Origin of the sequence: Azospirillum sp. B2RO_4 (assembly GCF_051124815.1) — a bacterium.
Classification (GTDB): Bacteria; Pseudomonadota; Alphaproteobacteria; order Azospirillales; family Azospirillaceae; genus Azospirillum.
Genome location: NZ_CP118485.1, coordinates 179,663 through 191,702, shown reverse-complemented (window position 1 = coordinate 191,702; position 12,040 = coordinate 179,663). Strand labels below are relative to the sequence as shown.

The 12,040-nt window shown below is 67.5% G+C and carries 11 protein-coding genes; 2 read left to right on the top strand and 9 right to left on the bottom strand.

What is annotated here, in order from left to right:
- Positions 1 to 31 precede the first annotated feature (31 nt).
- A complete protein-coding gene (locus tag PWS46_RS00760; RefSeq protein WP_434616757.1) occupies positions 32 to 577 on the bottom strand; it encodes a hypothetical protein in 546 nt (181 codons plus the stop codon).
- A gap of 191 nt (positions 578 to 768) precedes the next feature.
- On the bottom strand, positions 769 to 1,983 hold the full coding sequence (hemA, locus tag PWS46_RS00755; protein WP_434616754.1) for a 5-aminolevulinate synthase: 1,215 nt from the start codon (positions 1,981 to 1,983) through the stop codon (positions 769 to 771).
- Positions 1,984 to 2,451: 468 nt separating this feature from the next.
- On the opposite strand from hemA, the gene PWS46_RS00750 reads away from it, so the two are divergent.
- Both PWS46_RS00750 and PWS46_RS00745 read left to right on the top strand, forming a co-directional pair.
- Entirely contained in the window at positions 2,452 to 3,498 is a 1,047-nt protein-coding gene (locus PWS46_RS00750; RefSeq protein ID WP_434616751.1) for a phytanoyl-CoA dioxygenase family protein, read from the top strand.
- A 193-nt stretch (positions 3,499 to 3,691) separates the two neighbouring features.
- A complete protein-coding gene (locus PWS46_RS00745) occupies positions 3,692 to 4,798 on the top strand; it encodes a DUF2235 domain-containing protein (protein ID WP_434616748.1) in 1,107 nt (368 codons plus the stop codon).
- Between the two features lie 89 nt (positions 4,799 to 4,887).
- Here the strand turns inward: PWS46_RS00745 and upp are convergent, their stop codons facing one another.
- The 7 genes from upp to PWS46_RS00710 all read right to left on the bottom strand — a co-directional run bounded on the left by upp (position 4,888) and on the right by PWS46_RS00710 (position 11,899).
- On the bottom strand, positions 4,888 to 5,538 hold the full coding sequence (gene upp / locus PWS46_RS00740; RefSeq protein WP_085087593.1) for a uracil phosphoribosyltransferase: 651 nt from the start codon (positions 5,536 to 5,538) through the stop codon (positions 4,888 to 4,890).
- A 127-nt stretch (positions 5,539 to 5,665) separates the two neighbouring features.
- Positions 5,666 to 6,829: an AAA family ATPase gene (locus tag PWS46_RS00735; protein WP_434616745.1), complete on the bottom strand. Its 1,164-nt coding sequence runs from the start codon at positions 6,827 to 6,829 to the stop codon at positions 5,666 to 5,668.
- 149 nt (positions 6,830 to 6,978) lie between these two features.
- Positions 6,979 to 7,887 carry a diguanylate cyclase gene (locus tag PWS46_RS00730; RefSeq protein WP_434616742.1) on the bottom strand — a complete coding sequence of 303 codons (909 nt, stop codon included), beginning with the start codon at positions 7,885 to 7,887 and terminating at the stop codon, positions 6,979 to 6,981.
- A 95-nt stretch (positions 7,888 to 7,982) separates the two neighbouring features.
- On the bottom strand, positions 7,983 to 8,627 hold the full coding sequence (locus PWS46_RS00725) for a phosphoribosylanthranilate isomerase (RefSeq protein WP_434616739.1): 645 nt from the start codon (positions 8,625 to 8,627) through the stop codon (positions 7,983 to 7,985).
- On the bottom strand, positions 8,624 to 9,337 hold the full coding sequence (gene pyrF / locus PWS46_RS00720) for an orotidine-5'-phosphate decarboxylase (RefSeq protein ID WP_434616736.1): 714 nt from the start codon (positions 9,335 to 9,337) through the stop codon (positions 8,624 to 8,626). Before pyrF ends, PWS46_RS00725 begins: the two co-directional genes overlap by 4 nt.
- A gap of 72 nt (positions 9,338 to 9,409) precedes the next feature.
- Complete coding sequence (locus PWS46_RS00715; protein ID WP_434616733.1) at positions 9,410 to 9,982, bottom strand: biliverdin-producing heme oxygenase; 573 nt, start codon at positions 9,980 to 9,982, stop codon at positions 9,410 to 9,412.
- Between the two features lie 18 nt (positions 9,983 to 10,000).
- Positions 10,001 to 11,899 (bottom strand): ABCB family ABC transporter ATP-binding protein/permease, encoded by a 1,899-nt coding sequence (locus tag PWS46_RS00710; protein WP_434616731.1) that lies wholly within the window; start codon positions 11,897 to 11,899, stop codon positions 10,001 to 10,003.
- Between the last annotated feature and the right edge of the window lie 141 nt (positions 11,900 to 12,040).

The window sequence follows — 12,040 nt, the reverse complement described above, 5'->3', positions numbered from 1 at the left end:
CGCGAAATAAAACCTCAGATCCAAAAGGGGATCAGAGCCGGGAAAGCAGTTCCTGAAACCAGGCCAGACGCTCTTCCGTCTGGGCGATGTCGCGGTCCAGCCAGGAGGCGAAATGGCCGTCGCTGCCGACGTCGGCCCGCTTCAGATCGCCGAGCCGAGCCAGTTCGGTCTCGCTGAGCGCCACGAGATTGTCGATCTGGTCGCGCTGCGACTCGACGTCCAGCAGATGCAGGAAGCGCAGCTTCAGCGCGGTGACCAGCTTGTTCAGCCCGTCGGCCGACGGCGCACGGACGTTGGCGCGCATCAGCGTGTCGAACTCCGCCCGGCCGGCTTCGGTCGGACCCAGCAGGGCGTTGTCCTCCATGCCGCTGCCGTCCAGCGCCTCGATCAGCCCCTCGTAGCGCAGCATCTCAAGCGAGGTGCCCATCAGGTCCAGCGACGGACCCATCATGCGGTCGAGGAAATGACGGACGGAACCGGCCAGATCGGCGTAGCGCAACGGGCCGCCCTGGATCAGCGTGCCCAGGACGACGAGGCGCACGGCCTCCTTCGGCATCAGCGAGTTGTCACGGTACATGGCGAACCCCCTGGGCGATGCCCTGGATTGAAGGATGGACGGCAAGCGCAACGGCCGGCCCGCAGCAACAAAGCTGCGAACCGGTCGCAACACTACCCCTCAAAGTAGGGATGCGCGTCCGATCTGTCCAGTGGGCAAAACGCCCTTACCGCCAAAACGGTCTTTCCAGGGGGTATGACGAGGGCGGCGGCTCAGGCGGCGAGACGCAGGTCCAGCCGGCTCCAGACGTCCAGCAGCGCATCGACCAGCATGCCCATCTGCGCGTCGGTGTGCAGCGGGGTCGGGGTGAAGCGCAGCCGCTCCGTCCCGCGCGGGACGGTGGGGTAGTTGATCGGCTGGACATAGATGTTGTGCCGGTCCAGCAGCTCGTCGGACGCCTGCTTGCAGCGGTGGGCGTCGCCGACCATCAGCGGCACGATGTGGCTCATCGACGGCATCACCGGCAGGCCGGCGTCGGCGAACATCCGCTTCAGCGTGGCGGCGCGCTCCTGGTGCTGTGTCCGCTCGGTCTGGCTGTGTTTCAGATGGCGGATGGAGGCCAGCGCGCCCGCCGCCAGCACCGGCGACAGCGAGGTGGAGAAGATGAAGCCGGCGGCGAAGCTGCGGACGCAGTCGATCAGCGCGGAGGAGCCGGTGATGTAGCCGCCCTGGACGCCGAAGGCCTTGCCCAGCGTGCCCTCGACGATGGTCAGCCGGTCCATGGCGCCGTCGCGCTCGGCCACGCCGGCGCCGCGGGCGCCGTACATGCCGACGGCGTGGACCTCGTCCAGATAGGTCATGGCGCCGTGCTTGTCGGCGACGTCGCACAGGTCATGGATGGGGGCGATGTCGCCGTCCATCGAATAGACGCTTTCGAACGCCACCACCTTGGGCCGGCCGGGGGCGATGCCCGACAGCAGCTCGTCCAGATGCTTGGGGTCGTTGTGGCGGAAGATGTGCTTCTCGGCGCCCGAATTGCGGATGCCGGTGATCATCGAGTTGTGGTTCAGCGCGTCCGACAGGATCACGCAGTTGGGCAGGATCTTGCCCAGCGTGGTCAGCGTCGCGTCGTTCGACACATAGCCCGAGGTGAAGAGCAGCGCCGCTTCCTTGTGGTGCAGGTCGGCCAGCTCGCGCTCCAGCAGCACATGGTAGATGTTGGTGCCGGAGATGTTGCGGGTGCCGCCGGCGCCGGCGCCGACCTGATCCAGCGCATCGTGCATCGCCTTCATGACGCTGGGGTGCTGGCCCATGCCGAGATAGTCGTTGGAGCACCAGACCGTAACCGGACGTTCGCGCCCGTTGGAATCGCGGAAGGTCGCCGTCGGGAAATTGCCGGCATGGCGTTCCAGATTGGCGAACACGCGGTAGCGGCCGTCCTGCTTCAGGGTCGCAATCTGGTTGCGGAAGAAAGTCTCGTAATCCATCTCGCGTTCCCGTTCGCGTTCGTCCACTAAGGATCGGCTGCACCGGTTGAAGGCATATGGGCTAGGCCATTCGGTCGGCGCATCGAAGAGGATGGCATGATCCTTACCGTCACGCCACCCGGCATTGATCGAAATCAAGCCAATGTCATATGGCACCTTCGCACAAGTGGCAGGGTCCCACATCCTGCGGATGCCGCATGTCGGCTTCCCGCCGATGGGCCATCCGCAAGGCGACGACTTGAATCCCGCAGAGAAATTGGGGGCATGAACTTCCCAACCGGCCATGAATGCGGTCCGGGAGCCTATGCCCGAACCTCACTCGCCATCTCTCACACAGGTTGTTGCGCGATCTCTCAAGCATGCCAGGAGTGTGCTTTTTCTCCATCAGCTGACACCATGGTTGCATCACCGCCGCCGATCCGGCAAACATGCGGAGTTCGCTCCTCATCCCGGTTTGGATCAGCCGCCATGGCGCAGGCCCGCAGCACCATTGCCCTAGCCGACTTCGCCGAGGTGGGGGCGCTTGGGGTGATGGGCCTCAAGCGCATCTGGTCGCGCCCGTTCTCCGGCTCCACCGCCGCGGACGACGAGGCCGTGCGCGAATGGCACGCCGTCCAAGTGTTGAGCAGCGGCCTTCAGGTCGGGTTGGAGGAGTTGTATCGCCACCTTGGCGTCGCCCGGTCCAGCTTCGCGTCCTTTGAAGGCTGGATCCTTGACTGCAACGGCGGGTCGATCGACACCGCCACGGTCGATCGCATCAATGCCGCGCTCACCGGGCGGCCGCCACCCGCCGCCGCCCGCGCCCTGGCCGCCGAAATCGACGCCATGGCCCCGGTGCTGGACGCCGACGACCTCGCCCACTGGGAAGAGCATGGCTGGGTCATCCTGCACGACTCGATCGACCCCGAATCCTGCCGGGCGACCGCGCAGGCGGTGTGGGACGTGCTGGGCAAATCGGCGGACAATCCGGCCTCCTGGGAGGTGCGGACGGACCTTCAGCAATGCGTGTTCACCCAACTGTTCCGCCATCCGGCACTGGACGCCAACCGGCGGTCGCGGCGCATCCACAAGGCCTTTGCCCAACTCTGGGGAAGTGCCGACCTGTGGGTGAGCATCGACCGCGTGGGCTTCAATCCGCCGGTCACGCCGAGATGCGGCTTTCCCGGCCCGGACCTTCATTGGGATGTCAGCCTCGTCCGCCCAATTCCGTTCGGCGTCCAGGGCTTGATCTATTTGACCGACACCGCCGCGACCCAGGGGGCGCTCGGCGTGGTGCCGGGCATGCATCGCACGCTCGACGTTTGGCTCGATTCACTGCCGCCGGGCGCATCGCCGCGCATGCACGCCCAGCAGCATCTGACGCTGACGCCCATCGCCGGACGGGCCGGCGACCTCGTCCTGTGGCACCACGCGCTCGCGCACGGCCCGACGCCAAACCATTCCGACCGGCCGCGCCTGGTACACTACCTCAAGATGTTCCCGGCTGACTTCCCATACACTCCGGCCTGGCTATAGAGCGGATCGCGTAAGGTCGGACCCGGTTCGGATCGCCACTCCGATCGCCGGCCATAAGGCCACCGCAAGGCCCATTGAACGTCTTGCGGCTTGCTATCTGCTTACGATAGTCAGGCTTTATAAAAACACTTTGAGAGGGAAAAACAAATACGCCATCATCCCGGACGTGTGCAGGCATGGCAGGGAGGGCAAGATGGCGAAGCGGATCGTCCTGTGTTTCGACGGCACCTGGAACACGCCGGGCAGCGGCAACCAGCCCGACAAGGACAACGAGGCGGCGACCAACGTCTGGAAATTCCACAAATCGGTTCTCAAGACCGCCCCCGACGGCACGATACAGATCAGCCATTACGACTCCGGCGTCGGCACCGACGACAAGGGCGGCTTCCTCCACGACTGGTTCGACAAGGTCTTCGGCGGCGCCTTCGGTCTCGGCATCGACAAGAAGATCAAGGACGGCTACCGCTTCCTCGCCTCGACTTACAAGGATGGCGACCATGTCTTCATCCTGGGCTTCTCGCGCGGCGCCTACACCGCCCGCAGCCTTGTCGGGCTGATCCGCAATGCCGGGTTGCTGCCGGCCGACAGGGTGGACCAGACTGACGCGGCCTATGCGCTCTACCGCAAGCGGGACGACGGCCCCGACGTGGGCGAAGCCAGGCAGTTCCGCGAGGCGCATGGATCGGCGCTGATCCCGATCCATTTCCTCGGCGTCTGGGACACGGTGGGCGCGCTCGGCGTGCCGCTCGGCATCTGCGAGCACCTGGACGATGAACTGTACGGCTTCCACGACACCGAACTCAGCAGCCTCGTCCGCAACGCCTTCCAGGCGCTGGCGATCGACGAGCACCGCAAGACCTTCGCCGCCAACCTCTGGGATCCGAAGGCCAAGCCGGCGCAGCGGATGGAGCAGCGCTGGTTCGCCGGCTGCCATTCGAACGTCGGCGGCGGCTATCAGGACGACAGGCTGTCCGACATCACGCTGAAATGGATGATGGAGCATGCCGAGACCTGCGGTCTGGCCATCGACCCCATCTGGGTGCCGGAGGTGGCGCCGGACAACGCGCTGGGCACCATCGTGGATTCCTATGCCCGCTTCCTGGACGGGGTCGGCAAACTGGTGGAGCCGCGCCATTACCGTCCGGTCTGCGTGCTGCCCTACAGCGAGGAGGACCTGCACGCATCGGTTCCGCAGCGCGCCGCCGTCGATGCCGGCTATGCGCCGCCCAACATCGGCTACCGCAAGGCGCTGGTGCAGTTCGGGACCTTGCGGGAAGAGGAACCGGCCCCGGCCGGCTGACCGGGGGCCTGCTGACCGGGGGCCCAACGAAAAACGGGGCGGAGCCGTCCTCCGGCGCCCGCCCCGTTTTCCTGTAACCTCGGCGATCCTTACTTGGTGCCGAACATGCGGTCGCCGGCGTCGCCCAGGCCGGGGACGATGTAGGCGTCCTCGTTCAGGTGGCTGTCCAGCGCCGCGGTGAAGACCTTCACGTCCGGGTGCGACTCGTGGAAGCGGCGCACGCCCTCCGGCGCGGCGACCAGCGCCATGAAGCGGATGTTGTCGTCGTCGACGCCATGGCGGTTCAGCACGTCGCAGGCATGGGCGGCGGAGTTTCCGGTCGCCAGCATCGGGTCGACGACGATGAACAGCCGCCCTTCGGCCGGCGGCAGCTTCACCAGATATTCGTGCGGCTGCTTGGTGTCATGGTCGCGGTAGAGGCCGATATGCCCTTCGCGCGCCGACGGCACCAGTTCCAGCAGCCCGGCCGACATGCCGAGCCCGGCGCGCAGAACCGGCACGACCGCCAGCTTCTTGCCCAGGATCACCGGCGCGTCCATCGGCTGCAGCGGCGTTTCGATCCGCTCGGTGGTCAGCGGGATGTCGCGCGTCAGCTCATAGCCCATCAGCAGCGAGATCTCGCGCAGCAGGGTACGGAACCCGCCGGTCGACCGTTCCTTGTTCCGCATATGGGTCAGCTTGTGCTGGATCAGCGGATGGTCGAGGACGAACAGGTTGGGAAATTCGGGCAGGGTGCGCATGGAATCCGGATCGCGGCTGACGGTAAGGTTATCGCGATCCTAGCGCGTCAGGGGGGCCGGGGCCAAGGGGGCTGACCGGCGGGGCGTCGAACGGTATGACCATTAACCGGATCGCCGGCTTTGCCCCTCAGCCTTGCCGCCGCATGAATTCAGCGAAAAGCGGCACGCTGAAATCCAGATAGCCATGGTCTGAACTGAAGACCATGCCTTTTGAAATGATGCTCGCCCTGGCCGGTCCCAGGGATTTTTGAGAACGCCCCATCGACTTGGCAATGTCCGCCATCGCGTAGGGACCATCGCCAAGCTGTGCCATCGCCTTGACAAACTGAACCTCGGCCTTCGTCAGGCGGTCGATCCGAACCTTGAAGAATCCCTCGTCCAGCCGCACGAGTGTCTCCACATAGGAACGCTCGACATCGGCGGCGGTGATCTCCGGCCCCTCCGAATTGTCCCATACGACCGAGGCCAACTCCTGGATGAAGAAGGGATAGCCCTTCGTTCGTTCATAGATGGCCTGCAGTGCTTCCGGTGCGATCGAGGCGTCTTCGTCGAGAACCGGCTTTTCGACGGCTTGGCCGGCGGAGACCGGATCCAGCGCTCCCACCGACGGGTATTGAAACAGCCGTTCCGCGTACGATTTGGCCTCTCCCGCCAAACGGGCGATTTGCGGAAGACCGGCCCCGACCATCAGGACGGGCAGGCCATCCTGCGACGTGCGGTGCAACGCGACGATGAGCGCAGACAGATCGGCGTCGGACAGGTATTGGACCTCGTCGATCAAAAGCAGCCAGCCACGCCCGGCGGCTTGGGCAGCCTTCCCTATCAAGGTGAACAGGTCCGGCAGATCGTACTGGAGGTCGCCTGTCTCAGCCAGCCCGGGTTCAGGCTCCACCCCCACCTCGACACCGGCCATCTCGATCTTGAAGATCGACGCGAAGTTCCGCAGACCTTTGAGACCGCGTGTTGCAAGGTGCTTTGCCGCCTCCACGCCCGACAGCGACCTCATGACTTTCCGCATTTCCGGAAAAATCAGGCGGGCGAGGCTTTCCCCTTCCGGAGACTCGGCTCGGGAGACGAGCAACCCCTCCCGTTCGGCAATCCGGCCGATCTCGTTGAGCAGCACGGTCTTCCCAACACCGCGCAGGCCCAGCAGCATGATCGGGCGCGCATTTCGTCCATTCAAGGCCCTGCCGCAGGAGATCCTCGCCATCTCGAGGATGGCGGATCGGCCGGCAAGTTCCGGGGGGCGGCTGCCCGCACCCGGTGCGAATGGATTGCGATAGGGATCCACTGGGCCTCCGCAAATCATGCGATAGCTAGCGATGTATAGCGAAGTCTAGCGCCGGGAACTAGACTTTCCTAGTCATCCCTAGATAGGCCCAAAGCGCCAAAGCTGAAGCCTAGTGACGGGCGAGCCGGACATTGGGGAAAAGGGCCGATCTACCCCCGCCCCGCCTTCGCCGCCGCCGGCTTCGGTTCCGGACGGTCGATGCCGTAGCGGATCACGCGGTTGCGGCCGGAATTCTTCGCCTGATAGAGCGCGCGGTCGGCGCACACCACCAGATCGTCGACGGTCAGGTCGGACACCGCCTCCACCAGCCCGAAGGACGCGGTGACCGGGATCATCCGGCCGTCGGGCAGCACCACCGGCGAACGCATCAGGTCGACGCGCAGCCGCTCGATCACCTCATAACCCTCGTCCAGCCGGGTTTCCTTCAGGCAGACCAGGAACTCCTCGCCGCCCATGCGGAAGGCCTCGTCGAAGCTGCGGACGCCGCGGCTGATGACGGCGGCGGTGGCGGCCAGCACCCGGTCGCCGATGTCGTGGCCGTAGCTGTCGTTGATGCCCTTGAACTTGTCGATGTCGGCCAGCGCGACGCAGAAGGGCTGGCCGGTGCGGCGGTAGCGGTTGTGCTCGCGCTCCAGCGCCTCGCCCATGCCGCGCCGCGTGCGCAGGCCGGTCAGCGGGTCCAGGCCGGAGGCGGCGGCGGCGAAGGCGCGCTCCATCCGGCGCAGATGCAGCATGAACTCTTCGAACCGGCCGACCACCCCCTCGAACTCGGCTTCGGTCGGCAGCTCGCCGCCGGACGCCTTCAGCAGGATCAGCCGGGCCTGCCGGTGCATCTGCTCGTGCAGGGTCGCCAGCTTCTGCACCGCCGGCTGCTGCAGCAGGTCGTCGCGGCTGGCGGCCTGGCACCAGGCCTGGAAGGAGGCCGGGGCCGACGACCGCTCCCCGCCGCGCCCCTCACGGTAGAAAACGGCGCGCTGCCACTGGCCGATCCAGCGCAGATGCTCGTCGAGCACGGCGCCGAGCGCCTCGGTTGTGGACGGAGTGGTCGAATCGCTCATGGGCGCATCCTACCCGACGGCGCAAGGTCCCGCCATGCGACGAAGATAAGCCGAAGCATTCGTCTAAAACAGGGCGCTTTCGCCGAAAACCGGCCCTAAAGCGAGCCGACCGCCGACAGGAAGGCGCGGACCAGCGCCGGGTCCTTGTGGCCGGGGCGGTCCTCCACGCCCGACGACACGTCGACCTCGGTGGCGCCGGTGACCCGAACCGCCTCGGCGACGTTCTCCACCGTCAGCCCGCCCGACAGCATCCAGGGGCGCGGCCAGCTGCGGCCGGCCAGGATCGTCCAGTCGAAGGCGATGCCGTTGCCGCCGGGCAGCGCCGACACCTTGGCCGGCGGCTTGGCGTCGAACAGCAGCCGGTCGGCGACCTCCGCCGCCTCCATCGCCGCGGTCAGGTCTTCCGGCCCGCCGATCTTCACCGCCTTCATCACCGGCAGGGCGTAGCGGGCCTTGATCTCGACGATGCGGCGCGGCGTCTCGGCGCCATGCAGCTGGATCAGGTCGAGCGGGACCTGCCCGGTCACATGTTCCAGGAACTCGTCGTCGGGATCGACGAACAGCCCGACGGAGCGCACGCCGGTCGGCAGCAGCCGCGCCAACTCCGCCGCCATCGGCGGGGCGATGGCGCGCGGGCTGCGCGGGTAGAAGACGAAACCGACATAGCGCGCCCCGCCGGCGACGGCGGCGCGCAGGCTTTCGGGCTCGCTCAGCCCGCAGATCTTGGCGGCGACGGTCATGCGGTCCCCTCAATTTCGGCGACGATGCGGCGGGCGGCGGCGGCCGGATCGGCATCGGCGGTGATCGGCCGGCCGATGACCAGATGGTCGGCACCGGCGGCCAGCGCCTCGGCCGGGGTCATGATGCGCTTCTGATCGTTGGTGGCGGCCCAGGCCGGGCGGATGCCGGGCACCATCAGGATGAAGTCGGGACCGCAGGCCGCGCGCACCAGCGCCACCTCGGCCGGGGAGCAGACGACGCCGTCCACCCCCGACGCCTTGGCGAGCTTCGCCAGCCGCACCACCTGATCCGCCACCGGCACCGACTGGCCGACGGCGCCGAGATCGCCCTCGTCCAGGCTGGTCAGCACGGTGACGGCCAGGATCTTCGGCCGGTCGGCCCCGGCGATCGCCGCCGTCTCCGCCGCCGCCCGCATCATCGCCGGCCCGCCGGCGCTGTGGATGGTCATGAAGGCCGGCTTCAGCGGCAGCGCCGCGCGCACGCCGCCCGCCACCGTGTTGGGGATGTCGTGCAGCTTCAGGTCGAGGAACAGCGGCGGCCCGTCCTCCCCCACCACGGCGCGGACACCGGCCGGCCCCTGGGCGATGAAGAACTCCAGCCCCAGCTTGATGCCGCCGACGGCCCCGGCCACCTGCCCGGCGATGCGGCGGGCGGACTCGACCTCGGTGGTGTCGACGGAGCAATAGATGCGCGAGGCTGGCGCGGTCATGGGAAGGCGGTCTCCAGAACCCGGATGAGAATGGTCCGGCACCCTAGCAAGGGATGGGGCGGTACGCCAGTTTCAACCCCTCTGCTCGCCCGTCCCCTGTTCCGCCGTCCACCGCTCCAGCGCCGCGAACAGCGCGGCGGCGGTGGCGCAGGCGGCGGCGAGGGCGGCCGGGTCGGCAAGCTCCTCCTCCAGCCGGACCATCAGCGCCTTCCAGGCCCCGGCCATGTCCAGCCCGTCCGACGCCAGGAAGCGCGCGCCGCGCCGGGCATCGTATCCCAGCGCGCGGGTGATCCCCGGCAGCATCGCCCGCCCGCCATGGGCGGAGCCGTCCAGCACATAGCGCGCCGCCAGCCGCGCCGGCCCGCTGTCCAGCGCCGGCAGGTCCGTCATCTCCGGCAGCCCGTCCGGATCGGTGCCGAGCACCCGCAGATCCTCGCGCAGCAACGCCAGCCGCGCCGCGCCCTGCCCCTCCCCCAGCGCCCGCTCCACCGGCGCGTTGAAGCCATGGAGCACGGCCAGCGCGCGGGCATACTGGCCGGCGGTGATGTCCGGCCGGACCAGCGGCTGCAGCACCGCGGCCTTGTCCAGCCGGTCGTGACTCTCCCGCGTCGCGGCGCGCAACGCCTGCCTTGCCGGTCCCATCATGCGTGCCCCCCGGTCCGCTCAGGTCGAGGCCAGCACGCCGGACAAGGGCGCGGGTCCGCCGCCATTGGACGCCCCAGTGGCGGACTGACTGGCCTCCTGCTGCCGCGTCCACAGGGCGGCATAGGCGCCACGGGCGGCCAGCAGCTCGGCATGGTGGCCACGCTCGATCACCCGGCCGGCCTCCAGCACCAGGATCTCGTCGGCGTCGATGACGGTGGACAGCCGGTGGGCGATGACCAGCGTGGTCCGGCCGCGGCTGACCTCGCGCAGGTTGGCCTGGATTTCCCGTTCCGTGTGGGTGTCGAGCGCGCTGGTCGCCTCGTCGAACAGCAGGATCGCCGGATCCTTCAGGATGGTGCGGGCAATGGCGACGCGCTGCTTCTCGCCGCCGGACAGCTTCAGCCCGCGCTCGCCCACCGTGGTCTGGTAGCCGTCGGGCAGCGCCATGATGAAGTCGTGGATGTGGGCCAGCCGCGCCGCCCGCTCCACCTCCGCCGGGCTGGCGCCGGGGCGGCCATAGGCGATGTTGTAGAAGACGGTGTCGTTGAACAGCACGGTGTCCTGCGGGACGATGCCGATGGACGCCCGCAGCGAGGATTGGGTGACGTCGCGGATGTCCTGCCCGTCGATCAGCACCCGCCCGCCATTGACGTCGTAGAAACGGAACAGCAGCCGGCTGATGGTGGACTTGCCGGCGCCCGACGGGCCGACGATGGCGACCGTCTTGCCGGCCGGCACGGTGAAGCTGACATCCTTCAGGATCGGCCGGCGCGGGTCGTAGCCGAACTCCACCCCCTCGAAGCGCAGCTCCGCCCCATCGATCGCCAGCGGCTTCGCATCGGGGCCGTCGGCCACCTCGCGGTCGACCGCCAGCAGCGTCACCATCGATTCGATGTCGATCAGCGACTGCTTGATCTCGCGATAGACGACGCCGAAGAAATTCAGCGGCTGGTAGAGCTGCAGCAGATAGGTGTTCACCAGAACGAAGTCGCCGAGCGACATGCTGCCGTTGACGATGCCGTTGGCGGCCATGCCCATCACCACCGCCAGCCCCAGCGAGATGATCGCCGACTGGCCGACATTCAGCAGCGACAGGCTCTGCTGGCTGCGCACCGCCGCCTTCTCGTAGCTCTGCAGGGCACCGTCGTAACGGCGGGCCTCATGCTCCTCGTTGCCGAAATACTTGACGGTCTCGTAGTTCAGCAGGCTGTCGATCGCCTTGGTGTTGGCCTTGCTGTCGGTGTCGTTCATCAGGCGGCGGAACTTGATGCGCCATTCCGAGACGAAGAAGGTATAGAGGATGTAGCCCATCACCGTGACGAAGGTCGCCAGCGCGAACCAGACGCTGAACAGCTTCCACAGGATGGCGCAGACCAGCGCGATCTCCACCAGCGTCGGCACGATGGAGAACAGGGTGTAGCGCAGCAGCGATTCGATGGCCCGGGTTCCGCGCTCCAGCGAGCGGGTCAGGCCGCCGGTCTGGCGTTCCAGATGGAAGCGCAGGGACAGCGCGTGCAGGTGCCGGAACACCGACAGCGCCACCCGGCGGATGGTCCGCTGCGCCACGGTGGCGAAGACGGCGTCGCGCAGCTCGGCGAAGATCAGCGAGGTCACGCGGGCAAGGCCGTATGCGACGATCAGTCCCAGGGGGATGGCCACCACCGCGCCCGGCCCCGCCGTACCGCCGGCCGACGCCGGGGTCAGGGCGTCCACCGCATGCTTGTAGAAGATCGGCACATAGACGTTGGCGACCTTGGCGCCGATCAGCAGCAGCATCGCCAGCACCACCCGCACCCGCGTCTCCACGGAATCGCGGGGCCAGATATAGGGCGCCAGCGAGCGCATCGCGGCGCGCAGGTCGCCGGACGGGCGGGTGAAGGCAGTGCCGTCGGAGGTGGGCGGAAGGCTGCGGCGCATCGGGAGTCTTCAGTGGCCTTTACGGGATTTCTGCCGATCTGGGGAAGCCGGCCGCCAGGGACCGTTTCCCGAAATGCTGTTCAGGCGACCTAACCTAGGGACCGCTGCGGCATCGTCAAAGCCCCGCGTCACGCCTTTGCC